This is a genomic window from Terribacillus sp. DMT04 (genome assembly GCF_019056395.1).
GTDB lineage: Bacteria > Bacillota > Bacilli > Bacillales > Amphibacillaceae > Terribacillus > Terribacillus aidingensis_A.
This window is the reverse complement of sequence record NZ_CP077639.1, coordinates 2,490,397-2,516,586: the sequence shown is the minus strand read 5'-3', so window position 1 is coordinate 2,516,586 and position 26,190 is coordinate 2,490,397. Positions and strand designations below refer to the sequence as shown.

The 26,190-nt window shown below is 39.6% G+C and carries 27 protein-coding genes; all 27 read left to right on the top strand.

What is annotated here, in order from left to right; all coding sequences use genetic code 11:
- The first annotated feature begins 10 nt into the window (after nt 1–10).
- The 27 genes from flgK to ftsX all read left to right on the top strand — a co-directional run bounded on the left by flgK (nt 11) and on the right by ftsX (nt 26,160).
- Nucleotides 11–1,528 carry a flagellar hook-associated protein FlgK gene (flgK, locus tag KS242_RS13285; protein ID WP_217321770.1) on the top strand — a complete coding sequence of 506 codons (1,518 nt, stop codon included), beginning with the start codon at nt 11–13 and terminating at the stop codon, nt 1,526–1,528.
- A 7-nt stretch (nt 1,529–1,535) separates the two neighbouring features.
- A complete protein-coding gene (gene flgL / locus KS242_RS13280; protein WP_217321769.1) occupies nt 1,536–2,420 on the top strand; it encodes a flagellar hook-associated protein FlgL in 885 nt (294 codons plus the stop codon).
- 55 nt (nt 2,421–2,475) lie between these two features.
- Nucleotides 2,476–3,069, top strand: a complete 594-nt coding sequence (locus tag KS242_RS13275; RefSeq protein WP_217321768.1) for a DUF6470 family protein — start codon at nt 2,476–2,478, stop codon at nt 3,067–3,069.
- An 11-nt stretch (nt 3,070–3,080) separates the two neighbouring features.
- Nucleotides 3,081–3,518: a flagellar assembly protein FliW gene (gene fliW, locus KS242_RS13270; protein ID WP_217321767.1), complete on the top strand. Its 438-nt coding sequence runs from the start codon at nt 3,081–3,083 to the stop codon at nt 3,516–3,518.
- On the top strand, nt 3,518–3,748 hold the full coding sequence (csrA, locus tag KS242_RS13265; RefSeq protein WP_217321766.1) for a carbon storage regulator CsrA: 231 nt from the start codon (nt 3,518–3,520) through the stop codon (nt 3,746–3,748). Before fliW ends, csrA begins: the two co-directional genes overlap by 1 nt.
- A gap of 122 nt (nt 3,749–3,870) precedes the next feature.
- On the top strand, nt 3,871–4,683 hold the full coding sequence (locus tag KS242_RS13260; RefSeq protein WP_217321765.1) for a flagellin N-terminal helical domain-containing protein: 813 nt from the start codon (nt 3,871–3,873) through the stop codon (nt 4,681–4,683).
- Between the two features lie 73 nt (nt 4,684–4,756).
- Nucleotides 4,757–5,269 (top strand): hypothetical protein, encoded by a 513-nt coding sequence (locus KS242_RS13255; RefSeq protein WP_217321764.1) that lies wholly within the window; start codon nt 4,757–4,759, stop codon nt 5,267–5,269.
- Between the two features lie 4 nt (nt 5,270–5,273).
- Nucleotides 5,274–6,950 carry a motility associated factor glycosyltransferase family protein gene (locus tag KS242_RS13250; protein WP_217321763.1) on the top strand — a complete coding sequence of 559 codons (1,677 nt, stop codon included), beginning with the start codon at nt 5,274–5,276 and terminating at the stop codon, nt 6,948–6,950.
- A gap of 12 nt (nt 6,951–6,962) precedes the next feature.
- A complete protein-coding gene (locus KS242_RS13245; protein ID WP_217321762.1) occupies nt 6,963–7,973 on the top strand; it encodes an NAD-dependent 4,6-dehydratase LegB in 1,011 nt (336 codons plus the stop codon).
- On the top strand, nt 7,970–9,130 hold the full coding sequence (locus KS242_RS13240; protein WP_217321761.1) for a LegC family aminotransferase: 1,161 nt from the start codon (nt 7,970–7,972) through the stop codon (nt 9,128–9,130). Before KS242_RS13245 ends, KS242_RS13240 begins: the two co-directional genes overlap by 4 nt.
- 2 nt (nt 9,131–9,132) lie before the next feature.
- A complete protein-coding gene (neuC, locus tag KS242_RS13235) occupies nt 9,133–10,314 on the top strand; it encodes a UDP-N-acetylglucosamine 2-epimerase (protein WP_217321760.1) in 1,182 nt (393 codons plus the stop codon).
- Nucleotides 10,289–11,362, top strand: a complete 1,074-nt coding sequence (gene neuB / locus KS242_RS13230; protein WP_217321759.1) for an N-acetylneuraminate synthase — start codon at nt 10,289–10,291, stop codon at nt 11,360–11,362. The genes neuC and neuB overlap by 26 nt, the downstream gene beginning before the upstream one ends.
- Nucleotides 11,359–11,991: an acetyltransferase gene (locus tag KS242_RS13225; RefSeq protein WP_217321758.1), complete on the top strand. Its 633-nt coding sequence runs from the start codon at nt 11,359–11,361 to the stop codon at nt 11,989–11,991. The genes neuB and KS242_RS13225 overlap by 4 nt, the downstream gene beginning before the upstream one ends.
- Nucleotides 11,988–13,037 (top strand): nucleotidyltransferase family protein, encoded by a 1,050-nt coding sequence (locus tag KS242_RS13220; protein WP_217321757.1) that lies wholly within the window; start codon nt 11,988–11,990, stop codon nt 13,035–13,037. Before KS242_RS13225 ends, KS242_RS13220 begins: the two co-directional genes overlap by 4 nt.
- A complete protein-coding gene (locus KS242_RS13215) occupies nt 13,034–13,726 on the top strand; it encodes an acylneuraminate cytidylyltransferase family protein (protein ID WP_217321756.1) in 693 nt (230 codons plus the stop codon). Before KS242_RS13220 ends, KS242_RS13215 begins: the two co-directional genes overlap by 4 nt.
- 510 nt (nt 13,727–14,236) lie before the next feature.
- The gene (locus KS242_RS13210; RefSeq protein ID WP_217321755.1) at nt 14,237–15,082 is read left to right on the top strand and encodes an STAS domain-containing protein; all 846 of its coding nucleotides are present in this window, start codon (nt 14,237–14,239) and stop codon (nt 15,080–15,082) included.
- 84 nt (nt 15,083–15,166) lie between these two features.
- Nucleotides 15,167–15,934, top strand: coding sequence for an acetoin reductase (locus KS242_RS13205; protein WP_217321754.1), 768 nt, complete (start codon nt 15,167–15,169; stop codon nt 15,932–15,934).
- 123 nt (nt 15,935–16,057) lie between these two features.
- Nucleotides 16,058–16,411 (top strand): flagellar protein FlaG, encoded by a 354-nt coding sequence (flaG, locus tag KS242_RS13200; RefSeq protein WP_217321753.1) that lies wholly within the window; start codon nt 16,058–16,060, stop codon nt 16,409–16,411.
- A gap of 15 nt (nt 16,412–16,426) precedes the next feature.
- Nucleotides 16,427–17,959 (top strand): flagellar hook-associated protein 2, encoded by a 1,533-nt coding sequence (locus KS242_RS13195; protein WP_254391708.1) that lies wholly within the window; start codon nt 16,427–16,429, stop codon nt 17,957–17,959.
- Between the two features lie 20 nt (nt 17,960–17,979).
- Nucleotides 17,980–18,378 carry a flagellar export chaperone FliS gene (fliS, locus tag KS242_RS13190; RefSeq protein WP_217321752.1) on the top strand — a complete coding sequence of 133 codons (399 nt, stop codon included), beginning with the start codon at nt 17,980–17,982 and terminating at the stop codon, nt 18,376–18,378.
- Entirely contained in the window at nt 18,378–18,731 is a 354-nt protein-coding gene (locus KS242_RS13185; RefSeq protein WP_217321751.1) for a flagellar protein FliT, read from the top strand. Before fliS ends, KS242_RS13185 begins: the two co-directional genes overlap by 1 nt.
- A gap of 168 nt (nt 18,732–18,899) precedes the next feature.
- Entirely contained in the window at nt 18,900–19,487 is a 588-nt protein-coding gene (gene hpf, locus KS242_RS13180; RefSeq protein ID WP_217321750.1) for a ribosome hibernation-promoting factor, HPF/YfiA family, read from the top strand.
- A gap of 747 nt (nt 19,488–20,234) precedes the next feature.
- A complete protein-coding gene (gene secA, locus KS242_RS13175) occupies nt 20,235–22,751 on the top strand; it encodes a preprotein translocase subunit SecA (protein WP_217321749.1) in 2,517 nt (838 codons plus the stop codon).
- A gap of 91 nt (nt 22,752–22,842) precedes the next feature.
- Nucleotides 22,843–23,941 (top strand): peptide chain release factor 2 gene (gene prfB, locus KS242_RS13170; RefSeq protein WP_371747547.1). Its coding sequence is split into 2 segments (ribosomal slippage): nt 22,843–22,914 and nt 22,916–23,941, totalling 1,098 coding nucleotides; the frame shifts between segments, so codons are not numbered across the junction.
- 73 nt (nt 23,942–24,014) lie between these two features.
- On the top strand, nt 24,015–24,311 hold the full coding sequence (locus tag KS242_RS13165) for a c-type cytochrome (protein ID WP_217321747.1): 297 nt from the start codon (nt 24,015–24,017) through the stop codon (nt 24,309–24,311).
- Nucleotides 24,312–24,596: 285 nt separating this feature from the next.
- On the top strand, nt 24,597–25,283 hold the full coding sequence (gene ftsE / locus KS242_RS13160) for a cell division ATP-binding protein FtsE (protein WP_217321746.1): 687 nt from the start codon (nt 24,597–24,599) through the stop codon (nt 25,281–25,283).
- Nucleotides 25,273–26,160 carry a permease-like cell division protein FtsX gene (gene ftsX / locus KS242_RS13155; RefSeq protein ID WP_217321745.1) on the top strand — a complete coding sequence of 296 codons (888 nt, stop codon included), beginning with the start codon at nt 25,273–25,275 and terminating at the stop codon, nt 26,158–26,160. Before ftsE ends, ftsX begins: the two co-directional genes overlap by 11 nt.
- The last annotated feature ends 30 nt before the right edge of the window (nt 26,161–26,190 follow it).

The window sequence follows — 26,190 nt, the reverse complement described above, 5'->3', positions numbered from 1 at the left end:
GGAAAAATAGATGGGATCTACATTCCAAGGATTAGAAATTGCTCGATCTGCGCTATTTGCGCAGCAAACAGCACTATATACAACAAGCAATAACATAGCCAATGCCAATACGGATGGTTATACAAGACAGCGTGTTAACTTTGAGCAAGCATCTCCATATCCATCTCCAGGACTGAATCGACCGCAAGTTGTCGGCCAGCAAGGAACGGGTGTGGAAGCAGGCTCAATTGAACGAATTCGAAATACATACTTAGATGCCCAGTACCGTTCGCAAACAGGTACAGCATCATATTGGAGTACAAAGGCTGACGCACTCAGCCGCATGGAAGGTATTATCAACGAACCTTCTGATACGGGACTTTCAGCTGTCATGGATGACTTCTGGAGCTCACTTCAGGATTTATCTGCTATGCCAGAAGAATCCGGAGCGCGTTCTGTCGCTTTGCAGAAAGGACAAGCTGTAGCGGAATCATTTAATTATATCTCAAACAGCCTTAGTAACGTACGTACGGATTTGAAAGACCAAATGGATAATGTGTCTGTAAAAAGCATCAATTCTTATATGAATCAGATTAATGAATTGAACAAGCAGATTGCTGACATGGAACCACATGGCATGGTGTCGAATGACTTGTATGATAAACGTGATGTGCTGATTGATGAGCTATCAACCATGGTTAATATTAAGGTGGATTATGAGAAATCAGGCGGGTTAGCACCCCAGGCAGCGCAGGGAATTGCTAGGATTACATTGGTTGATGAGCAAGGTGCGGCACAAGCAGTTTTGGTTGACCCGGAAACAAAAACGTTCCAGGAACTTTCTGTGCAATATGGAGAAGACGAAAATGGTATGCAAGCAGTAAAGAGTGTAACATTTGGCGATACAGCAATCCCAGTAGAAGAGTTTACATCCAAAGGTGAGCTCAAAGGACTTATAGATTCTTACGGCTACTTGGAGAATGGTTCTGTTAAAGGCACATATCCGGAAATGATGCAGAATCTTGATAAAATGGCATTTAGTTTTGCTAGTGCGATAAATGAAGTGCAGCAAACTGGCTTTACAAAAGCCGGAGAAGTATCTGGTATTGATTTCTTTGATGCTGGTAACGAGGTTTCCGGGGCAGCAGCGAACATCAGTCTTTCCAATACGATTGATGGCAACCCAGATCTTATCGCGGCAAGCGCTGATGGAACTTCTGGAAACGGTGAAAATGCGAAGAAACTATCCGAAGCGATGCGTACGCCGATGGAAGGATTAGGTAATACGTCTGTCAGCAGCTTTTACGAAGGTATGATCGGAACATTAGGTGTGAAAGCACAAGAAGCAAACAGACAAGCAGCCAACTCTATTTCTCTAGTAGATCAAGCTGACTTACAGCGCCAATCTGTATCGAGCGTGTCACTTGATGAAGAAATGACAAACATGATCAAGTTCCAGCACGCATACAACGCTGCAGCCCGCAGCATGACTGCTGTTGACGAGATGCTTGATAGAATAATCAACAACATGGGATTAGTAGGGAGGTAAGTAATACATGCGCATAACACAAAGTATGATGTCTAACAGAATGCTTAGTAACTTAAGTAACAGCTATGGCGACTTGAATAAGTACTCTGAACAGCTATCTTCAGGGAAAAAGATTACAAAACCTTCCGACGACCCGGTTGTTGCGACCAAAGGAATGAGCTATCGTACCGAGGTTCGTGATGTGGAACAGTACAAACGTAACTTATCCGAGGCACAGACTTGGATTGACAACTCTGATTCTGCATTGGGCAATGCAACAAGTGCTTTGCAACGTATCCGCGAATTAGCCGTTCAAGCAAGCAATGGCACGTATGATGAAGGTCAGCGCGGCAATATTGCCCAAGAGGTTGATCAGCTGAAAGAACAGCTGGCTTCTATTGCGAATACACAAGTTAATGGTAAGTATATCTTTAATGGATCTGCGACAGATACGAAACCTGTCGTAATTAACGATGATGGCAGTTCCACAGTAGATTTTAATACCAATGCCGTTAGCCTTACTTTATCCAAAGGCGTCGAGGTAAAGATGAACGCTGACGGTGATGCAGCATTTGGGGAGAAGCTATTCGATGATTTGGAGAGTTTCTCAACTGCACTTCGTTCGGACGGTTCTGATGAAGATTTGGATCAGTATATAGGAGCACTTGATGAGAATATAGACAATCTTATTAATGAACGTGCTGATCTGGGCGCGCGTATGAACCGAATGGACTTAGTAGCATCTCGCTTGGACGATCAAGAACTTTCCGCAACAAAGTTAATGTCTGATAACGAAGATGCTGATATGGAAGAAGTTATTATGAATCTGACTTCTCAAGAAGCGGTGCACCGTGCAGCAATGTCAGCTGGTGCACGTATTATTCAGCCGACGCTGATGGATTTTCTAAGATAAACGTATAAAGCTCTGCCAGATGGCGGGGCTTTTTGTATAGAAAGGAGTAATCGACATGGACATGCCACAGGTGCGACTCCAGTCACAGCAAGCTAAAATCAGTCTTCATACAACAGATGCTAAGTTAAGCATCCAACAGCCAGAAGCAGAGCAAATCATCCGTCAGCCAGATGCGGAAATAACCATGCGCACGACACCATCCAAGCTGACAATTGACCAGACACAGGCCTGGAATGATATGGATTTGAAGTCTGTTATGAAGCGGATTGATGATTTTGCAGAACTCGGAAAGAAATCTTATTTAGAAGGTATTGCTCGAACAGTTCAAGAAGGCAAAGAATTGATGCAAATTGAAAAAGGCGGCGATCCGATTGTTGCCCAAGCAAAACGGATTGCAGAACGAAATTTAAAGGACTTTGCTATTGGGTGGGTTCCATCAAACTTTTCTGTCAAAATTGATTATCAGCCTTCTGAGCTGGATATTAATGTGAAGGTAAATGCGCCTGAAATTAGGAATACCCCGCGCCAGCCGGAGTATCAGTATCAGCGCGGACAAGTAGATGTTGGGATTGCTCAGTATCAATCTTTGAAGGTAGATTTTGAGAACTTGAAGTTTTATGGTGTGAATGGGTTTGAGATGAATATATAAGGAGCTTATTAATGGATATAGAAACAAAATACTTTGGTAATATGAATATAGACGAAAAGAAGGTTATCCGATTTGAAAATGGGTTGCCAGGTTTTTATGATGAAAAAGCTTTTGCATTAATTGATTTTCCGGATAACCCAGTATTTCAGATTTTGCAGAGTGTAACTGCAGCTCACGTGGCATTTGTTGTTACTAATCCGTATCACTTTCATAAAGACTATGAGTTCGATTTGAGTGAGCAGGTGAAAGATGAACTCGGAATTAGTAAGGTTAAGCAGGTTAAAGTTCTATCCATCTTAACTTTGCGTGATCCGTTTGATCAAAGCACAATTAATTTGCAAGCTCCGCTGATTATTAATGCTGATGTGTTAAAAGGCCAGCAGGTTATTGTTTCTGAGGATATTTCACCTCGTACTCCTTTACAGCCCGAGAAAGCGAAGGTGGAATAATGCTGGTATTAACGAGGAAAGTTGGCGAGTCAGTTAAAATAGGCGCTGATATTGAGTTGAAGATTCTTAGTATAGATGGCGAGCAAATCAAGCTTGGTATTGACGCGCCAAAGGAAATAGCTATTCACCGGAAAGAAGTCTATTTAGCAATAGAGCAGGAAAATAGTGCAGCAGCAGACACCTCCATCGATTTACTCAATTTATTGAAAAATAATGGAGAAAAAAGCTAAACAATTTGTTATACCCTCCGATATATATAGTACAGCAAAGGAAAGCAGCGGGCGGCCGACCCTGCGGACCAAAGAAACCACAAGGATGTGGGCTGTACTTACACTCAAGGAGGAATTTTATAATGAGAATCAATCACAATATCGCAGCTATCAACACATACAACAAACTAAGCTCTAACTCAGCTGCAACTTCAGGATCTTTGGAAAAACTATCTTCTGGTCTTAAAATCAACAAAGCTGGAGACGATGCTGCAGGTCTAGCAATCTCCGAAAAAATGCGTGGTCAAATCCGTGGTTTGGATATGGCTTCTAAAAACGCACAAGATGGTATCTCTTTGATCCAAACAGCTGAGGGTGCTTTGAACGAAACGCACTCTATCCTACAGCGTATGCGTGAACTTTCTGTTCAGTCTGCGAACGACACTAACACGGATGAAGATCGCGCAGAACTTCAAAAAGAGATGGAAGCATTGTCTACAGAGATTGATCGTATCTCAAATGACACAGAATTTAATACACAGAACCTGTTAGACGGGAGTTTCTCTGGTAAATTGATTCAAATTGGGGCTAATACAGGTCAAACTTTGTCTGTGAGTATTTCTACAATGAATGCTTCTGCATTAGGTATTTCTACAGCGACGATTAGTTCTCAGTCTGGTGCGAATGCATCAATTGATGCAATCGATAAAGCTATATCTGCTGTTTCCGGACAGCGTTCAAGCCTCGGAGCGATTCAGAACCGCCTAGATCACACTATCAACAACTTGAACACATCTTCTGAAAACCTTACTGCTGCAGAGTCTCGTATCCGTGACGTTGACATGGCAAAAGAAATGATGGAATTTACGAAGAATAACATTCTTTCTCAGGCAGCGCAGTCTATGTTAGCTAAAGCGAACCAGCAGCCTCAGGGAGTGCTTCAGTTACTACAATAATAATTGAATGAATGATAATTTGATAGATAGCCACAATTGGCTATCTATCATTTGTTTAAAGGGGAGTATGTAATTGTATAAAATCGGAGATATGGAGTTTTTAAATAATAATAAAGAAGACTTATATGAGGAAATAAAGGTATACCTGCATGAAAAGCAATTTATTATTAATGATGAGAGTGGGGCGCCTTTATCTGAGAAAGCATTTATGGAAATAATAGCTTCTCATTCTTCGTACAGTTTTTCTGTGAAACAAATATCTACAATTGAGAAAGAATTTATTGAAGAACTGGTAATTTATATAGAAAAAGTTAAAGATAAAGTTGATTCATTTTCAAAATCTAATGATAAAGAACTAATTATTAACGGCTTTATTAATCTTATTAATTCATTGATTGAGATTCAAGCTACTGCGGGATATTTCGAAATTGAGATTATTGATATAGAATATATTAATGAACTTGCTACACGTGCTATTTCGCGTATCGAAGATGGTGATTATGACTTTTTAGTAGATGTAATGGAATATGAATTAGTACCTTCGTTGGTTCATTTTAAGAATAAACTGCCTGAAAGGCTATACTGAGAACATGGAAAATTTCTTCATTAAAAAAGTAATTGAACTTAATAAGACTTTTTTTATATACAATCAACCGGATGCAGGAAAGAAAGTATATTTGAACTCGAATTTTTCCTCAGAGAAGGAAGCTGAAAAATTTGTCAAACAAATTAAGTCGGAAGAGCTTAATATTATTATTGGAGTTGGAAACGGCACTATAATTGAGCAGTTAAATAAGTTGGAATTTATACACTGCTTAATTATAGAACCATATACTGATGTGAAGTTAAGCGAAAGAACACAAGATATTATTGACAATAATAATAAAATGACATTCTATCATTATGAAAATATTAATCCTCTCATAATAAATGGCTATATTAAAAAGTTTTTAGGAGTAAAATCTAACTTGCTTATCCACCCTCGATATGAAAAGACAAATGTGGAACAAGTTAACGAAATCTTAGACACGATAAAAAACGGACTTTTAATGTTACAACTCAATAAGAATACTGAAAAATACTTTAAGAAGGACTGGATTATTCAGCCTTTGTTAAATTTAGAATATACGCTCGAATCAACATCAATTGATGTGTACAAAAACAAGTTTAGAGGGGAAACAGCACTCTTAGTAGCTTCTGGACCTTCCATGAAAGAGAATATACCCTTTATAAAAAAAATGAAGGATAAAGCTCACTTGTTCTCAGTTGGATCTGCTTTAAATGGTTTACTTAGCCATAATATTGTACCAGACTATGTTACAGTTATTGATTCAAGCATAAAAAACTATACTGCTCATTTTCAGGGTGTCAATTATTCGGGACCGTTAATTGTAAGTGGTATTATAAATTCAAAAATATTTAAAATGCATAAAGGAAATTCTATTCTTGCTAATATTGATACTGATAGTATCACACCTAGATTTCGAAAAGAAGTACCTTGTTTTCCAGGAGTACCATCTGTTGCTGTATTCTCGTTGCAAATCTTATATTACCTAGGTTTTTCGAACGTGTATCTTGTTGGGCAAGATCTGGCCTTATTAAACGGGGAATATTATGCAGAGGGTGTAAGACAACACGACAGCACCAATAATTATGAATCTCAATTATTAGTTGATAGTAATAACGGGAGCAAAGTAGGCACCCTTTTTTCATTATTTGCCCATTTAGAGTCTTTTAATAACCTAATAGGACTCTTTGATAAAGAGAAGATGAAAATATTTAACCTTTCAAAAAATGGTGCTAGAATAAAGGGTACGGAATATATAAATCCAGAGTCAGTAGATATAATGGGGATAAAAGACAAAAAAAGTATAAAAAATATTCCCATTAAAAGTACACACCAAGATGTTAATGTAATTAAGAATTTTGTAAGTGAAATTAGCCAGGTAAAGAATGAAATTGATGCGATATTAAAGAAACTAAATAAAATTAATGCCAGGGCAGTATCGCTAAATGATTTAAGAAAAGTATTAAAGCTATTTAAAGAGATTAGAAAGAATAAAATGATTGAAGAAATCTTTTTGAATCAGTTATCTTTTTATGTTCAAAGAATTAATAACAAATTCGAATATAACTTTGAAAAAGAGGTTATAACAAACCAAGACCGCGTTGAAATGGTAAATGATATTATTAAATTAACTCGAGAAATTCACATATACCTCATAGAAGTACTATGTGATCCGCGTATTGAGTATTATCTCGAATAGAGGTGTAGGAGCATGAGTCATAAAAAGAGTAAAATTTTAGTTACGGGTGCAGATGGTTTTATCGGTTCACATTTAGTGGAAGAACTTATCCGCCAAGGATATAAAGTAAAGGCTTTTGTCTACTATAATTCCTTTAATTCCTGGGGATGGCTCGATTCATCTCCAGAAGAGATAAAGAATGAGCTTGAAGTTTTTGCTGGTGATATTCGTGACCCTTATGGCGTAAAGGAGGCAATGAAGGGATGCGATGTTGTTTTACATCTGGCTTCATTAATTGCTATACCTTATTCATATCATTCACCTGACACTTATATCGACACGAATATTAAAGGAACGCTAAATGTATTGCAGGCAGCAAGAGAGTTGGGAATCAAAAAAGTTGTCCATACTTCAACTAGTGAAGTTTATGGAACGGCTCAATATGTACCAATAGACGAAAACCATCCCTTGGCAGGACAATCACCCTACTCTGCTTCCAAAATAGGTGCAGACCAAATGGCATTATCGTTTTATCGTTCCTTTGAGACGCCGGTGTCTATCATTCGCCCTTTTAATACGTATGGTCCTAGGCAGTCTGCTCGTGCTGTTATTCCAACGATTATTACCCAACTTGCTGCAGGTAAAAGAAGTATTAAGTTAGGTTCCTTGCATCCTACTCGTGACTTTAATTATGTAAAAGATACAGTGGCTGGTTTTATTTCAATCATGAACGGTACTTATGCGCTAGGTGAGGTAATAAATATCGGCAGTAATTTTGAGGTTTCCATAGGAGAAACAGCTAAATTGATTGCGGAAGTGATGGGAGTTAACGTAGAAATCGAAACAGAGGATGTACGTTTACGACCGGAAAAAAGTGAAGTAGAGCGTTTGTGGGCAGAGAATAGGAAAGCAAAAGAACTATTAGGGTGGGAACCGCAATTTAGCGGAAAAGAAGGCTTGAAACGGGGGCTGAAAGAAACGGTAGAATGGTTTAGTAATAAACATAATCTAAATCGTTATAAGGCAGATGTGTATAATATATGAATAATGTTTGGATTGATATCTCAAAGAAAATAAAGGAACTCTATCCTGTGAAAGATTTTCTACCTTTACATGAACCGACATTTAGTGGTAATGAAAAAGTTTATGTCAATGACTGTATTGAAACAGGATGGGTCTCATCCGTAGGGAAGTATGTTAGCGAATTTGAAAAGTCATTAGCAGAATACACTGGAGTAAAAAGAGCTGTTGCTGTTGTGAATGGTACAGCTGCTTTACATGTGGCATTAGAAGTTGCAGGAGTGCAAATAGAAGATGAGGTGCTCACTCCATCCTTGACGTTCATCGCAACTGCAAATGCTATATCCTATTGTGGGGCAATTCCGCACTTTATAGATATTTCAAATGAAACATTGGGTGTTGATGTACAGAAACTAGCGTCTTATCTCCAAGAAATGACTACTGTCAGAAACAATCTATGTATGAATAAATATACCGGGAAAATAATTAAAGCAATTGTTCCGATGCACACTTTTGGACATCCTGTAGATATGGATCCATTAATTGAGCTTTGTGACCGTTACAATATTGTAGTAGTGGAAGATGCAGCTGAATCGTTAGGATCCTTTTATAAAGGAAAGCATACAGGTAACTTTGGCAAGATATCTGCAATGAGTTTTAATGGTAACAAGATAATCACCACAGGTGGTGGCGGTGCCATCCTTACAAATGATGACAACCTAGCTGATAGAGCAAAGCATTTGACCACTACTGCAAAAGTTCCTCACCGGTGGAAATATGTACATGATGAAGTAGGTTACAATTACAGAATGCCTAATTTAAATGCTGCATTGGGTGTCGCGCAGCTTGAACAATTAGATGGCTTTATCAAAAATAAACGAAGAATCTTCTACAGATATGAACAGATTCTCAAAGGTTATGAAGGTATACAATTGTATAAGGAACCTTCATTTGCAACAAGCAATTATTGGCTGCAGACATTAATCATAGATCCTAAAACGTATATACATGAGGATGTACTAGGGGTATTGAATCAAAGTGGAATAATGGCGAGGCCTGTTTGGACACCATTACATGAGCTTGAGCCTTTTAAACATTGTCCACATTCTGATTTGACTGTCACTAATAAGTTATCCAAACAGATTATCAATATTGCGAGCAGCCCTTACTTAGGAGAGTAATGATGTCAAAAAGAAAAATTTGTATAGTTACAGGAACCAGAGCAGAGTATGGTTTATTATATTGGCTCATGAAAGAAATACAGCAGGATACGGATTTAGAGTTGCAAATTATCGCTACTGGAACACATCTATCACCCGAATTTGGTTCTACATACAGACAAATTGAAGGAGATGGATATACTATTAATGAGAAAATAGAAATGTTATTATCGTCTGATTCTGAGGTTGCTATAGCGAAGTCTGTCGGATTGGGTACCATTGGATTTGCAGATGCCTTAGCTCGGCTAAACCCTGATTTGATTGTGATTTTAGGTGATAGATTTGAATTGTTATCAGTGACCCAAACAGCCTTGCTTCTGAAAATTCCAATTGCACATATTCACGGTGGAGAAAAGACGTTTGGAGCATATGACGATTCTATTAGACATGCTATTACGAAAATGAGTTACTTGCATTTTACTTCTACAGAAGAACACAGAAGAAGAGTTATCCAATTAGGTGAATATCCGGATAGAGTTTATAACGTAGGAGCACCTGGAATAGAGAGTATAAAGAAGCTGAATTTAATGAACAAAAAGGATTTAGAAGTATCACTGAATGTCTCTCTAGACAGACCAATTTTTTTAATCACTCATCATCCTACAACATTAGCGCAGGATCCAATAGAGGGGACAAAAGAGCTACTGGATGCCTTGGATGACTATAAAGATATAACCATGATATTTACAAAAGCAAATGCTGACGATCATGGTCGAAAAATTAACAATCTAATTTCAGGATTTGTAAGTGGAGATCCAATAAAGCGAAAACTTTTCTCTTCTTTAGGACAGATGCGTTATTTAAGTTTACTTAAACATGCAAGTGTTGTTATCGGGAATTCTTCCAGCGCGCTAATTGAAGCCCCCTATTTAAAAACCCCGGCAGTTAATATTGGCAATAGACAAAAAGGCAGAGCGAGGCCAGTGTGTGTGATTGATAGTCTTGCTGATACTGCAAGCATTCGCAGAGCAATAGATAAATCATTAAACTATGATTTTGAAATTGAAAAATCACATGAGATATTTGGAGATGGAAGTACTTCTAAAAAGATAGTAGATGTTTTAAGAAATCTGGAAATCAATTCGCCAGGTAAAGAATTCTATGACGGAGAGATATTAAATGATAAAAACCTTTATAATTGCTGAGGCTGGTGTTAATCATAATGGCTCACTAGACTTAGCATATAAGTTAATTGATGCTGCAGTTGATGCAGGGGCAGATGCGATTAAGTTTCAGACTTTCAAGACTGAGAAATTAGTTACCCGTACGGCAAAACAAGCTGATTACCAAGTGAAAAATATAGGTGCTGCTTCTTCTCAATTCGATATGTTAAAAAGACTTGAATTGAGTTATGAGAATTTTAGACAACTGAAGAATTACTGCGAAGAAAAAAGAATACTATTCTTATCTACACCATTCGATTTCGATAGTGTAGATTTTTTAATTAAGGATTTGGAAGTCAAGTTGATTAAAATCCCTTCTGGAGAGATAACAAATGCTCCTTATTTGCATCGTATCGCTAAATACAATGTCAAAACGATTGTATCAACCGGTATGGCAAGTATGGAAGAAATTCATCAGGCGTTGGCATTTTTAGCGTATGGATATGCTCAAAAAGAGCAGGTGAACTTTTCGAATGTTACTCACTTTTACAATACAGCTGAAGCAAAGTTATTATTATCTGATAATGTGCACATTCTGCACTGTACATCTGAGTACCCTACTCCACCAGAAGATATCAATTTAAATGCAATGGACAGTATTAAGAAAGAGTTCCATGTAAATGTAGGATTGTCTGATCATTCAAAAGGTATAGAAATTCCTGTAGCAGCAGCTGCAAAAGGGGCTCAAATTATTGAAAAACATTTCACTTTAAATAAGACATTGCCGGGACCAGACCATAAAGCATCGTTAGAACCGAATGAATTAAAGGAAATGATTCAGTCTATCCGATTGATTGAAAAAGCATTAGGTAAGGGTGAGAAAAAACCAACTCAGGTTGAAGTTAAAAATAAGGATATTGTAAGAAAGAGTTTAGTGGCATCTAAGCAAATCAAGAAAGGCGAAATTTTTACGACTGAAAATCTTACAGTTAAACGTCCTGGAACGGGTGTATCTCCCTATTATTATTGGGACTATATAGGTAATGTCTCTAATGATAATTACGAAGAGGATGAGGTAATTCATCAATGAGTAAGAGAGCTGTTGTAATTATTGGGAATGGCGGCCATTCAAGAGTATTGACGGAAATTCTTCTCCAGCAAAATACGAAAATCTTAGGATTTACTGCACCAGTCAACGAGAGGAATATATATAACATTCCATATTTAGGAGATGATAGAGAACTTTTAAATTATTCTCCTACCGATATAAAATTAGTTAATGCTATCGGTTCTGTTTCAAATACAAGTGTCCGAAAAGATGTATATAATTTTTTTCGAACAAAAAACTTTGAATTCTTAACTTTAATTCATCCAAGAGCAATTGTTGCAGATTCTGCAGTCTTAGGGAATGGAGTACAAATATTGGCAGGAGTAGTTATTCAACCTTTTGCGAAAGTTGACGATAATACTATTGTAAATACTTTATCCAGTGTCGACCATGACTGTGAGTTAGGGAAACACATTCACGTTGCGCCTGGAAGTGTGATTTCTGGAAGTGTTCAAGTGGGTGACGGAACACATATAGGCACTGGATCAACAATTGTACAAAATGTAAAAGTAGGAAACAATGTACTGATTGGTGCAGGGTCATTAGTTTTAAATGATATCTCAGCACATAGTAAAGTGTTTGGAACACCAGCTAAGGAAGTGAGTAGATGAAGAATTGGGGAAGATTGGTAGTAACTGCTTCGACCTCTATCTTTGAAACAATGAAGATTATTGATCAAAACTCTTCGCAATTTGCTATAGTAACGGATGAGAAGTTAAAACTTTTAGGGACAATTACAGACGGGGATATACGCAGAGGGATCTTAAAAGGACTGTCCTTGGAAGAATCAACGAGCAAGATTATGAATAGAAATCCGATCACAATAACCCAAGAACATAGAAGGTCAGCTATCAGAAAGCTATTCAAGGAAAACAGTGTACGTTACATACCTGTGTTGAATAAATTTGAACAAGTAACGGATCTATATGTATCGGATGCTTATACAAATCAATCAGTTTTGAGCAATAAGGTAGTTATTATGGCTGGTGGTTTAGGAACACGCCTTCGTCCTTTAACTGAAAGTATACCAAAACCAATGCTCACTGTAGGAAATAAACCGATTCTGCAGACTATTTTAGAGAGCTTTATCGATTATGGTTTCCGGCAATTTTATTATTCTGTAAATTATAAAAAGGAACTAATCAAGTCTCATTTCGGCGATGGAACCAACTGGGGCGTTGCTATAGATTATCTTGAAGAGAATCAGAAATTGGGAACAGCAGGAGCACTGTCTCTAGTTAATAAGAGACCTGCAGAACCTTTCTTTGTTATGAACGGAGATATTCTAACTAAGGTAAACTATCAGCAGCTGTTAGATTTTCATAATGAAAATAACTCTGTAGCAACTATGTGCGTTAGAGAAATTCAATACAACATACCTTATGGTGTCGTGAAAACGGAAGGTACAGCTTTGCGATCAATAGTAGAAAAACCAACAGAAAGCTATTTTGTGAACGCTGGTATTTATTTAATAAACCCCGAAGTTTTAGATTTAATTCCTAATGGAGCGTATCTTGATATGCCATCCTTATTTGAGGAGTTAATGGAACGTCAGCTTCCAACAAGTGTTTTTCCTATTCGTGAGTACTGGATGGACATTGGGAGAATGAATGATTTTGAAAGAGCAAATTCAGAGTATATGGGGGTATTTGGTTGATTAACGGAAAAAAAGTTCTAGGTATAATCCCTGCAAGAGGAGGATCAAAGGGAATAAAGAAAAAGAATATAAAACTTCTCAATGGAAAGCCATTGATCACCTGGACAATTGAATCTGCTAGAAGATCTGCCTTTCTTGATAAGGTGATAGTATCGTCAGACGATGAGGAAATCATGGATATCTCAAAAAAATTTGGGGCTGAAGTTCCATTTAAAAGACCGACGAATTTGGCTCAAGATGATACACCTGGAATAGATCCAATTCTGCATGCACTCGAAAACTTCAAAGACTACGAGTACGTTGTTTTATTGCAGCCAACGTCTCCTCTAAGACGGTCAGAAGATATAGATAATGCTATAAAATTATGTATTACCAATAATGCTACATCGTGTATTTCAGTTGTTGAAAATAGTACACCGTTTCAATGGATATACAAAATGAATAATGATAGCAGACTGACTAATCTATTTAACAATGAATATTTTCCGTACCAACGTCAAAAAGCTGAAACAACATATGTATTGAACGGAGCAGTATATGTTGTTGTAAGTAAGTCCTTAATCGAACATAAATCATTTATTCAAAATGATACCGTGGCTTATGTGATGCCGAAAGAAAGGTCAGTTGATATAGACGATTTAAATGATTTTTATTACTGTGATTACTTGCTTAAAAATTTGACTATATAACAGTAAAGGTATTGAACTAGTGCTTGTGCAGTTAAAACTTATAAGGAGTATGAACTTATTTTTTATGTGTTCATATTCCTTTTTGTATATATACTAATATTTTTCCGTTAGTGTTAAATCTTTAGACTATTGCTAGCTTATCTGGGTGACTTATTATAAGGAAAGCGTTTTAAAATGCATTAGCATCAATCACTGAAAATGCTTTTTGGTATAGGCAGGTATACTTACTTGATTAACAAGATAGCCAGTCAACTGCAAGATCGTTGAATTCAGCACAAGCCCACATTAAATCCAGAGTAGAACTGTTGTTATGTAAGGTGAATCAATTTTTAAATTCGATAAAAAAGAGGTTTAGCCATAGCGATAACGGGTATAGACAGAAGTCTATTATGCCTAGTGCGTGAGAAATAGACTTTTTCCAAAAACTAGTTATAAATTTACAAACTTACTGAATTTATTTATATTTAATGAAGTGTTAGTTGCTAAATGAATGCCAGGAGGAACAGAACTATGCATAGGAATAAAGACTTATATGTGTTTTTAGAGCAAAAAGCGAAAGAGCTTAATGAGAAATGGTATGAACAGTTGGATAAGTCAAGCAGCTCTGGTGTCTATGCTGCTACAGATATGGAGACCATTAAGCACCTCAAACAACAAAACTACGAATTTCATCTTCATTTTTTCCGCATCTTTATTGAAGACAAAGGGACGTTTGAAAAGAATTTCCAAGCGTGGATTATGGACACTGCGCGGGATGAAAATCATTTGAATACGCCTATTCATGAGATTATCCGTGAGTTTATGGTGACACGCGGGCAGCATTTGGATTTAATTCGGGAGTTTTATGACCTACATAAAGAAACAACCACACAGGATACGTTTGAGCTGTGGAATCGTGTTATTATTAAAGCATTTGACGAGGTGATTCTGAAATTTACCGAGGAAACGCATTATTACTCCAATCAAAAGCTAAAGGCGCAGCAGGAAATGATTAATGAACTTAGCTCGCCAATTATCTTATTGAATGATACGACAGCTTTATTGCCATTAGTTGGGGATATTGATACAAACCGTGCAAAGCTTATTTTAGAAAACTCACTTCGTGAATGTACCGAGATGGATGTGGATTTATTATTTATCGATCTTTCTGGCGTTATTATTATTGATACAATGGTTGCACAGCAGATTTTTTATTTAGTTGATGCACTAAAACTGATTGGTGTCGAAACAGTCATCTCCGGTATGCGCCCGGAAATTGCCCAAACAGCAGTACAGCTAGGTGTAACTTTTAATGCCAAAACAACAGCAACATTAACGCAAGCAATCCGAACAAGCAGCCAGATTTCAATTAATTAACTTGCAACTGCTTTCAGTTTTTCGTTTCATCCTTTGCTCCTAGTGGAAAAAAATGAGTGACTACTTGAAAAGGAGCTGATGAAAGTGGCAAAAACAGCAGTAATTACAGGTTCAGCACAAGGTATCGGTAAAGCGATCGCAATGCGTCTTGGCAATGATGGGTACAACATTGTCATCAGTGATTTACAAGAAGACAAAGCATCTGAAACAGCACAAGAATTAAAGGATAAAGGCATTGAAGCAACAAGTATTCCGGCGAACGTCAGCAGGCGTGATGAGATGTTTCAGCTTGTTGAGCAAGCAACAGAGGCTTACGGATCGGTTGATGTATTCGTCAATAATGCTGGTACTGACCAAGTAGCACCACTTCTTGAAGTAACCGAAGAGGACTTGAATAAAATTTTCGCTATTAACGTAAACGGTACGGTATTCGGTATACAGGCAGCAGCAGAACAGATGAAAAAACAAGGCGGCGGGAAGATTATCAATGCTTGCTCCATAGCTGGGCATAAAGGTTTCAGTCTGCTAGGCGCGTATTCGGCGACAAAATTCGCCATCCGCGGGTTAACCCAAGTAGCCTCGCAAGAGTTAGCACAAGATAAGATTACCGTGAACGCCTATTGCCCAGGTGTTGTAGGCACAAGCATGTGGGAACGAATTGATGATAAGATGGTCGATTACATGGGACTGGAAAAAGGACAAGCATTCGAGAAATTCACGGGTGACATTGCACTTGGCCGCAGCGAGGAACCTGAAGATGTTGCGAAGTTCGTTTCTTATCTAGCTTCTGATGACGCTGGCTATATGACAGGTCAGTCTGTCCTTATCGATGGTGGTATTGTATTTAATTAATGGTTATAAACAGGTACAGATTGCTGTGCCTGTTTTTTTATTCGATTTTTTGCTTTCCTATCTACACTTCTTCTTCAATTTGCCGATATAAAAAGAAATGCATGTGCAAGGAGCTGGCTTGTAATGATAGAGAAATTACCTTCTGCTTCACAACATGTTTTACAACCGTCGGGAACCGATCATCCCACAGCAGCAGAAAACGTACATAAACAGGACACTGTAAAAGAAGCAAGCAACCCGTATAGTGATTACGACAAAACGGAAATAGAAAAGAAAATCGATACAATGAATACGTTTCTGGAACCGACCCACACCAATTTAAAGTTCGAAATGCATGAAAAGCTAAAAGAATATTATGTGGCCGTGATAGATTCCGAAACCCAGGAAGTTATAAAAGAAATCCCGCCAAAGCAATTATTAGATGCTTATGCAAAAATGGCAGAATTCATGGGACTACTCGTTGACGAGAAGATATAAGGAGCAGGTGATAAAATGGTAGATAGTATATCAGGCAGCAATTCGATGCGTGTCGGAGGACTTGCATCTGGAATGGATACAGACTCTCTGGTGGAACAGCTGATGAATGCTGAAAGACAGAAGTTATATAAGATGGAGCAGGAAGAAACAAAATTGAATTGGCAGCAAGATTCTTATCGGGAGATCAATACGTCTTTATCAAAGCTGGACGATAGTATCTTAGATATGAAATTATCGACTACTTATAATAATAAGTCAACTTCCATTACTGGCTCTGGAGTGACTGCGACTGCCTCTTCTAGTAGTGCGAATGGAACCTACTCTATTAGTGTTGAAAAGGTGGCAACTGCTGCAATAAACTACAGTCTACAACCGATTGCTAGTGCAGATTTTGATCCGGATGCCCCTATTGAAGGACAAGAGTTTACAAACACTGCTGAAATTACAAACGATGACTTAACGTTTTCGTTTACAACCTTTAACGAAGATGGAATTGAACAGGATCCTCCACATCAAATCACATTTGAAAAAAGTGACAGTCTAAATGATATTCTAAAAAAAATAACCGATTCTGATGCAGGTGTAAGAGCATTTTATGATGGAGAATCACGAAAAGTTATATTAGAGAAGAAGGATACGGGTGATTTTAACCCCGAAGTAAACGGACCAGAAATCAAGTTTGAAAATAATTTCCTAACTAAGTTTTTACAATTAGATGCTACAGAGGAAACACCAGGGAAAAATGCCGAATTCACATACAATGGAGCATTAAAAATCACTTCACACAGTAACAACTATACCTTGGGCGGTGTTACATTCAACTTTACGGCAGAAACCACAAACCCTGTGAAAGTGAAAGTTGAAAATGATGTCGACGCTGCCTTTGAGAAAATTAAAGCGTTTGTCGATTCCTACAATAAGATAATTGAGGATGTTAACGGTAAGCTTGATGAAAAGCGATATCGTGACTATCCACCACTGACTGATGACCAGAAAAAAGAAATGTCAGAAGACGAAATCAAACTATGGAATGAGAAAGCTAAGAGTGGTTTGCTGAAAGGTGATTCCGTATTACAAAACAGTCTATACTCTTTGCGATCTGCTTGGTACAACAATATAGAAAATGGAGGCGATTATACACACCTGTCCCAGATTGGTATTAACACCTCTAACGATTATTTAGAACATGGTAAACTTATTATCGATGAGGAAGATCTCAAAAAAAGCCTAAGAGAAAATCCAGAGGGAGTCTATAAGCTCTTCTCTAATGATGTAGAAGGTGCCGGTAGAGGGATTGTAAATAGAATAGAAGATACATTGAGTGCAACAATGGATAATATCTATGAAAAGGCCGGTAAATCAACATACACCAATGAACAGTTTACTCTAGGTAAGCAACTAAATGATGTTCAGGACCGTATCGACGACTTTCAAGACTATTTAACACAAACAGAGGATCGTTACTGGCGCCAATTCTCAGCCATGGAGCAAGCTATCAGCCAAATGAACCAACAATCCGCTTATCTGACTTCACAATTTAGTGGATAAGCGCTAAAGGAGTAATACAAATGTCCGTACAAAATTACCAAGCATATCAGCAGAATTCCGTGCAAACTGCTTCCCCTGGAGAGCTCACGCTCATGCTGTATAACGGCTGTATCAAATTCATTAAATTTGCTCAACAAGCGATGCAAAAGCAAGATATCGAATCAAAAAACACGAACATCCAAAAGGCGCAAAACATCATTCGTGAGTTAATGATTACGCTGGATCAAGAGGTGCCCATTTCTAAAGAGATTATGCCTTTATATGATTTTATCAACCAGCAGCTGATCCAAGCAAATACAAACAATGATGAGCAGGCTCTAAGCACGGCCTTAGAGTTTGTTACGGATTTCCGCGACACATGGAAAGAAGTTGTAAAACAAACTCGTCAGCAGCAGTTTGGAAATGGAGCCAGCGTCTGATGAACCGTGTACAGGCATTGTATGATACGACGCTCCAGCTCGATACGCTCGTTTCGCAGCAGGTAACGGCGGAAAATCGAGAAGAGGTTGTGCAATCCTTAACAAAGCTGATGGAAGTTCGCTCTCAGCAAATGGAGGGGCTGCAGGCGCCTTTCTCTCCAGAAGAAGAGAAACTGGGCAAAGCGTTGCTGCCTCTGAATGAGCGAATCAGCTCTCAAGTTGAGCAGATTTTTGAACAGCTTAAAATTGATATGCGGACGATTAAAAAGCAGAAACAATCAGGCAAGAAGTATATCAATCCGTACGCGAGCATGCAGACACTTGATGGAAGATTTTTAGATAAACGCAAATAAGCGCGCTCGGACTACGTCCGGGCGTTTTCTCATGTAAAGTTTCCTTGTCCAACTTGTGACGGTATTCGACTATATTTCTTATTTTTCTGATTACTTTCTTGGTTTATGAAGGAATTGTAAAGGGAATGTAGAAAGTATCCTCATAAGGATGAAAGGAGGACACTTGTTATGAAGTACAATATTCGTGGCGAGAATGTCGAGGCAACACAGGCAATCAAAGACTACATTGAGAAAAAGGTTGGCAAGCTGGAGAGATATTTTGATTCCCCGGTCAATTCCGAGGTTCACGTGAACTTGAGTGTGCACAACAATGAGTCGAAGATTGAAGTGACGATTCCAATGAAGAACTTGCTCTTACGGGCTGAGGATAATCATGTTGATCTGTATGCTGCAATTGATTTGGTTGTGACGAAGCTGGAGCGTCAAATCAGAAAGCATAAGACGAGAGTGAACCGCCGGTCCCGGCAGAATGGCTCTGCACCGAAGCATGCATTTGCTGAGATGGAAAATGAAGGTGCTGTGAGTGCAACGAATGCCGTTGTGACGACGGAGCCGGATGAGGAAGCTGATGATAGCTCATTCGAAATTGTACGAAACAAGCGTTTTGACTTGAAACCAATGGATTCAGAAGAAGCAATTTTACAGATGGATATGCTGGGTCATAGCTTCTTCGTTTACACAAACTCGGCGACGAACGATACAAATGTCGTCTATAAACGAAAAGATGGAAGATATGGGCTGATTGAGCCTAGTTAATGAAAACATATAGAAGGGGCAGACGCATATGCGTCTGTCTTTTTTCATAAGCCAACAAAAATTTAACTCGTTTTACGAAAACGGAGGATGAATATCTCAATATTGCTTGAAAATTGAGATGAAATCTGTCGGATAGTGCCGAATTTACGTATTTTCTGGAGAAAAGCTTTCATCGTTTTCGTAAAACGGCTGTTTTTCGTTTGGAAACACAGATGGTATAAATAAGTTAGCTACAACAAAGGAGGTACTGACCATCAGACATTCAGATTATGCTGTCGACCGAGTCTCTCATCCACAACTCACACAGCATGAGCAGACGATCACACAGCTGCTTGAGATAATTGCGGCGACCAATCGAAGACTCGCGGAACTTCAATGGAAGCAGCAGCAGCTTGAGCGCTGGTGCATCGAACAAATGCAGCGTGATTTGTCCTCCAGATCACGTGTCTTCTGAGGGACAGTCTTCCTTTTCCCCCGCAAGACTCCACCTGAATGCCGCAGCCTTTCCCTCTTGAGGCTGCGCATTCCCATAACGGTGGATTCAAGCGGAGATGTAGCGATGTCAAGGATTACAAGTACTGCTTATATTCATCATTACTCCTTAAATGAAGGCGACGCTCCCGGGACTGGGTGTCGCTGATTTTTTTATTTTGCAGATGGGTCGATTTCCCTTTCTTGTAAACCGTGAAACCTAGTGTTATTATTATTTTTGGACTATACTTTTTTGATTTAAAGAGGAGCGTTATAATGCGTGGACTACTGAAACGGGTGTTTGGTGACGGTACGCAAAAACAAGTCAGCCGTGCCCAGAAAACAGCCGAACAAATTGAAAGTTTAGCGGATGAATATAGAGCATATACAGATGAACAATTAAAAGAAAAAACGACAGAATTCAAGAATCGCTACCAAAAAGGCGAAACATTGGATGACTTGCTGCCAGAAGCATTTGCAACAGTAAGAGAAGCAGCAGAACGTGTGCTTGGCATGCGTCCGTTCCACGTGCAGCTGCTTGGCGGTATTGCTATTCATAATGGGAATATTGCCGAGATGAAGACAGGGGAAGGTAAAACACTTGCCAGTTCCCTGCCGGCGTATTTGAATGCATTATCCAGCGACGGCGTGCACATCGTGACAGTCAACGACTACTTGGCTGGCCGTGATGCAGAGAATAACCGTCCTTTATTCGAATTTCTTGGATTGACTGTTGGACTGAATAGTGTCGGTATGACGCGTGAACAAAAACAAGAAGCATATGCAGCGGATATCACCTACAGCACGAACAATGAACTAGGATTCGACTATCTTCGTGATAATATGGTGCTGTATAAAGACCAGATGGTCCAGCGGCCGCTTAATTTTGCGATTGTCGATGAGGTCGATTCTATCTTAATCGATGAAGCGCGTACACCGCTAATTATTTCCGGTTCAGCAGCGAAGTCAGCTAGTTTATACGCACAGGCGAACTCCTTTGTGCGTGTGCTGAAAAATGAAGAAGATTATACGAATGATATTAAAACGAAATCGGTTTTGCTGACAGAAGAAGGCATCAACAAAGCAGAGAAGTTTTTTGGTATTGAAAACTTATTCGACTTGAAAAATGTTGCCATCACGCACCATATTAATCAAGCGTTGAAAGCACATGTGACGATGCACCGGGATACGGATTACGTGGTAGAAGAAGGCGAAGTAGTAATCGTCGACAGCTTTACTGGTCGTCTGATGAAAGGCCGCCGATACAGCGATGGTTTGCACCAGTCCATTGAGGCGAAGGAAGGCTTGCAGATCCAGAATGAAAGCATGACACTCGCTTCCATCACATTCCAGAACTACTTCCGTATGTACAATAAGCTTGCTGGTATGACGGGTACAGCGAAAACAGAGGAAGAAGAGTTCCGTAATATCTACAACATGGACGTGCTTGTTATTCCAACGAATAAAGAAATTACACGCCAAGATAAATCGGACTATATTTTCAAATCGATGGAAGGCAAGTTCCGTGCGGTAGTTGAAGAAATCAAGGCGCGTCATGAAACGGGACAGCCCGTGCTTGTCGGTACTGTAGCAGTTGAAACATCGGAACTGATTAGCAAAATGCTGACTCGTGCGCGTGTGCCGCATAATGTCTTGAACGCGAAGAACCACCACCGAGAGGCGGAAATTATCGAGGACGCTGGACAAAAAGGTGCAGTAACCATTGCAACCAATATGGCCGGTCGTGGTACAGATATTAAACTGGGAGATGGTGTGCTGGAACTTGGCGGTCTTGCTGTTATCGGAACAGAGCGTCATGAGTCTCGCCGAATTGATAACCAGCTGCGCGGTCGTGCCGGTCGTCAGGGAGATCCTGGTGTAACGCAGTTCTACTTATCAATGGAAGATGAACTGATGCGTCGTTTTGGATCAGATAATATGCGCAATATGATGGACCGTCTAGGTATGGATGACGATACACCGATTGAGAGCAAGATGGTATCTCGTGCAGTAGAATCTGCTCAGAAACGAGTAGAAGGAAATAACTTCGATTCTCGTAAAACGGTTCTATCTTATGATGATGTGCTTCGTGAACAGCGTGAGATCATCTACAAGCAGCGTTTCGAAGTAATCGACAGCCAAGATCTTCATGCAATTATTGATGAGATGGTGAGAGATACGGTTCATATGGTTGTACGTGCGCATACAGCAGAAGAATCGGAGGAAGCATGGGCATTAGACGCATTAGCAGAATACACACATGCTAACTTATTACCGCAGGACAAGCTGACGGTTGATGAACTGAAAAACAAAGACGAAGAAGAAATCGAAGAACTGCTCATGGAGAAAATCCAAGCGCACTTGAAACAAAAAGAAGAAGAAATGACGCCAGATCAAATGCGTGAATTTGAGAAGGTTATTCTGCTTCGTACAGTCGATACGAAATGGATGGATCATATTGATCAGATGGACCAGCTGCGTCAAGGTATTCATTTGCGCGCTTACGGTCAAAATGATCCGCTCCGTGAATATCAGCTGGAAGGGTACAACATGTTCGAAGAGATGGTAACATCTATTAAAGAAGAAGTAACTCGATATGTGCTGAAAGCAGAAATCCGCGATAACTTGCAGCGTGAGCAAGTTGCCAAAGGCGTGCAAGCTGTCAGCGGAGACGATACACAGGCTGAGAAGAAAAAGAAAAAAACACCAGCCGTGAAAGCTGATACGGTGGGACGGAATGATCCGTGCCCATGCGGCAGCGGCAAGAAATACAAAAACTGCCACGGGCAGTGACGCCGAAGAACCTGTGCTGGTTGTTGCACAGGTTCTGTCGCGGTCATAGCGTATAATAAGATTTGTCAGAGAAACTAATGAGGTGAAGAATATGGAATTAGCAGAAATTAGAAATGAAATTGACCGGATGGAAACACAACTAACAGACTTTAGGGGGTCTCTTTGACTTAGATCAGAAGAAAGCTCGTATTGCTGAACTGGAAGATCTAATGCTGGACCCAACATTTTGGGATAATCAAGAGACAGCGCAAAAAGTAATCAATGAGTCGAACGGCTTGAAAGAAACAGTCGACGGCTATGAAAAACTCGTTTCTCGTCATGAAGACTTGGAAGTTTCCCTTGAATTGGTAAAGGAAGAAGCAGATGAAGATCTTCGCGCGGAATTAGAGGAAGAAATCGTTGCAATGCGCACATCAGTTGATGAATTTGAACTGCTTATGCTATTGAGCGAACCGTATGATAGAAACAATGCGATTTTGGAACTGCATCCAGGTGCAGGCGGTACAGAATCCCAAGACTGGGCGAGCATGCTGCTTCGTATGTATACGCGGTGGGCAGAACAGCGTGATTTCAAAGTAGAAACACTAGATTATCTTCCAGGTGAGGAAGCTGGCGTGAAAAGTGTAACGCTCTTGATTAAAGGGCTTAACGCATATGGATATTTGAAAGCGGAAAAAGGCGTGCATCGTCTTGTCCGTATTTCACCATTCGACAGCTCAGGCCGACGTCATACGTCCTTCGTTTCTTGTGATGTGATGCCTGAATTTGATGACGATATTGATGTAGACATCCGTACAGAAGATCTCAAAATTGATACGTATCGTTCCAGCGGTGCCGGCGGACAGCACGTCAATACAACGGATTCGGCGGTTCGGATTACGCACCTTCCGACAAACACCGTTGTAACGTGTCAATCTGAGCGTTCTCAGATTAAAAACCGGGAACACGCGATGAAGATGCTGAAAGCGAAGCTGTATCAGCTTGAAATTGAAAAGCAGCAGCAAGAGCTGAACGAAATCCGTGGTGAGCAAAAGGAAATCGGCTGGGGAAGTCAAATTCGTTCTTACGTGTTCCACCCATATTCAATGGTAAAAGATCACAGAACGAATGTAGAGTCTGGAAATACACAAGCTGTAATGGACGGACAGCTGGATCCATTTATCAATGCATACTTGCGTTCCACATTATAAGCATTTTTGTAACACTTTTGTAACATAACAAGCTGAACCGTTATTCCACCTTACAGAAAAGGATGCGATTCTCTTGAAAAAACAGGTAATAGTTAGTAGCAGCCTGCTAATTCTCCTTCTCTTAACCGCTTGCGGTGGCAGCGAGGAGGCAGAGACTCCTGCAGAAGCGTTTGAAAACAACTGCGCTATGTGTCACGGCCAAGACTTGAGCGGCGGAAATGGTGGCCCAGCGTTGGATAACCTTGGTTCTGATTATACCCAAGAAGAACTGGTCGATATTATGGAAAACGGCAAGGGCGGCATGCCTGCCGGGCAAGCTGAAGGAGAAGAGGCAGAGAAAATCGCCGACTGGCTGCTAAAACAGCAATAAGAGCAATCGTGCAAATACCCATACAGACGGCTGTATGGGTATTTTGTTGTGTATCCAGCTATGGGAACAAGTGGAAACGACAGAAAACTGCATCAATTGTTTCAAAAAGCGAGCCTATTGTCATATATTGAAACACAAATGTAATATTATTATGTCTAAAAAAATAGAAAGAAGATGTTATAATAGTTTTGGGTTTGAGAGCTAGTTCGATTGCTTTCAACAATGTTCGACATAAAACAACTGATACTTAGCAGATTATGAAATAATAAAAAAGGTGAGTTAAACATGATAGATATGAAAGATGTGCATAAAGATTATGCCAATGGCGTATCTGCGCTGAATGGAGTCAACGTGCATATCGATAGTGGGGAATTTGTGTACCTAGTTGGCCCAAGTGGAGCTGGTAAATCCACATTCGTCAAAATGATCTTCCGTGGAGAAAAGCCGAACACAGGAACTGTGAAAATAGATAATATTGATTTAAGCACATATAAAGAACGTCAAATACCGCAGATCAGAAGAAAGATCGGCGTCGTATACCAAGATTTTAAGTTGCTGCCAAAACTAACAGTCTATGAAAATGTCGCTTTTGCGCTTGAAGTAATAGAAGAGTCTCCTAAGTTGATTCGGGACCGTGTCATGGAAGTGCTGGATCTTGTCGGAATTAAGCATAAAGCTAGATCGATTCCAGATGAACTTTCTGGAGGAGAACAGCAGCGTGTTGCAATTGCCCGGGCCATTGCAAACAAGCCTAAAGTCGTGATTGCTGATGAGCCGACAGGTAACTTAGATCCTGATACATCATGGGGAATCATGAAAATATTAGAAGATATCAATCAGACAGGCACAACAATCATCATGGCTACACACAGCCAAGAGATTGTAAACACAATCAAGAAACGTGTCATCGCCCTGGAAAACGGCCGTATTGTCCGTGATGAAGCAGGAGGTGATTACGGATATGAAGCTTAACACTGCAAAACGCCATCTGCGTGAAGGATCCAAGAACATATTCCGTAACGGCTGGATGACCATTGCTTCTATTGGAGCGGTAACGGTGACGCTCATTTTAGTTGGCGTATTCTTAGCTCTTGTTTTCAACTTGAATAATTTCGCTTCCAATGTAGAATCAGACGTTGAGATGAGTGTATACCTCGAGCCAACGCTTGAAAAAGATCAAGTAGAAGCATTTCAAGAAAAGCTGGAATCAGTAGATAAAGTTGGTACAGTAACGTATTCCTCAAAAGAAGAACAGCTAAACCAGCTGATGGAAGATATGGGGCAAACAGAATGGGATTTGTTCGAACAGGATAACCCGTTAAGTGATACGTATGTTGTGAAAACGTCCAATCCACGGGATATCACTTCAGTAGCTGATGAAGTCAGCAAACTGGAGGGCGTGGAGAAAGTAGATTACGGTGAATCAACGGTAAACAATCTCTTTACTGTAAGTAAGTACTCCCGCATTATCGGTGGGGTATTAATCGTTGGATTGGTGTTTACAGCTATCTTCTTGATCTCAAACACCATTAAAATCACTATCATCGCCAGAAGCAGAGAAATCGGCATCATGAAGCTGGTTGGAGCAACAAACTCGTTTATTCGCTGGCCGTTCTTCATTGAAGGGTTAATGCTAGGCGTACTTGGTGCGATTATACCGATTGCTTTAGTGCTCGGCGGCTATTATTACTTGTCAAACAATGTTTCAAATAATATAGACATAGGTTTTGTAGAAATACTCCCTTATGCACCATTCGCTTTCCAGCTCTCTGGATTACTGCTGGCAATTGGCGCAGTAATTGGAGTCTGGGGCAGCGTTATGAGTGTCCGTAAATTTCTTAAAGTCTAAATCAACTACTATACGAAGCTTATTTAGAAG

Bases quoted from the DNA above. Each gene is read 5' to 3' on its own strand.
- KS242_RS13220 (WP_217321757.1), top strand. From the start codon at position 11,988: ATGAAGAATTGGGGAAGATTGGTAGTAACTGCTTCGACCTCTATCTTT.
- KS242_RS13185 (WP_217321751.1), top strand. From the start codon at position 18,378: ATGAACCGTGTACAGGCATTGTATGATACGACGCTCCAGCTCGATACG.
- KS242_RS13275 (WP_217321768.1), top strand. From the start codon at position 2,476: ATGGACATGCCACAGGTGCGACTCCAGTCACAGCAAGCTAAAATCAGT.
- KS242_RS13260 (WP_217321765.1), top strand. From the start codon at position 3,871: ATGAGAATCAATCACAATATCGCAGCTATCAACACATACAACAAACTA.
- secA (WP_217321749.1), top strand. From the start codon at position 20,235: ATGCGTGGACTACTGAAACGGGTGTTTGGTGACGGTACGCAAAAACAA.
- csrA (WP_217321766.1), top strand. From the start codon at position 3,518: ATGCTGGTATTAACGAGGAAAGTTGGCGAGTCAGTTAAAATAGGCGCT.
- KS242_RS13225 (WP_217321758.1), top strand. From the start codon at position 11,359: ATGAGTAAGAGAGCTGTTGTAATTATTGGGAATGGCGGCCATTCAAGA.
- KS242_RS13245 (WP_217321762.1), top strand. From the start codon at position 6,963: ATGAGTCATAAAAAGAGTAAAATTTTAGTTACGGGTGCAGATGGTTTT.
- neuC (WP_217321760.1), top strand. From the start codon at position 9,133: ATGTCAAAAAGAAAAATTTGTATAGTTACAGGAACCAGAGCAGAGTAT.
- flgL (WP_217321769.1), top strand. From the start codon at position 1,536: ATGCGCATAACACAAAGTATGATGTCTAACAGAATGCTTAGTAACTTA.
- fliW (WP_217321767.1), top strand. From the start codon at position 3,081: ATGGATATAGAAACAAAATACTTTGGTAATATGAATATAGACGAAAAG.
- neuB (WP_217321759.1), top strand. From the start codon at position 10,289: ATGATAAAAACCTTTATAATTGCTGAGGCTGGTGTTAATCATAATGGC.
- KS242_RS13195 (WP_254391708.1), top strand. From the start codon at position 16,427: ATGGTAGATAGTATATCAGGCAGCAATTCGATGCGTGTCGGAGGACTT.
- KS242_RS13240 (WP_217321761.1), top strand. From the start codon at position 7,970: ATGAATAATGTTTGGATTGATATCTCAAAGAAAATAAAGGAACTCTAT.
- flgK (WP_217321770.1), top strand. From the start codon at position 11: ATGGGATCTACATTCCAAGGATTAGAAATTGCTCGATCTGCGCTATTT.
- hpf (WP_217321750.1), top strand. From the start codon at position 18,900: ATGAAGTACAATATTCGTGGCGAGAATGTCGAGGCAACACAGGCAATC.
- flaG (WP_217321753.1), top strand. From the start codon at position 16,058: ATGATAGAGAAATTACCTTCTGCTTCACAACATGTTTTACAACCGTCG.
- KS242_RS13250 (WP_217321763.1), top strand. From the start codon at position 5,274: ATGGAAAATTTCTTCATTAAAAAAGTAATTGAACTTAATAAGACTTTT.
- fliS (WP_217321752.1), top strand. From the start codon at position 17,980: ATGTCCGTACAAAATTACCAAGCATATCAGCAGAATTCCGTGCAAACT.
- KS242_RS13210 (WP_217321755.1), top strand. From the start codon at position 14,237: ATGCATAGGAATAAAGACTTATATGTGTTTTTAGAGCAAAAAGCGAAA.
- ftsE (WP_217321746.1), top strand. From the start codon at position 24,597: ATGATAGATATGAAAGATGTGCATAAAGATTATGCCAATGGCGTATCT.
- ftsX (WP_217321745.1), top strand. From the start codon at position 25,273: ATGAAGCTTAACACTGCAAAACGCCATCTGCGTGAAGGATCCAAGAAC.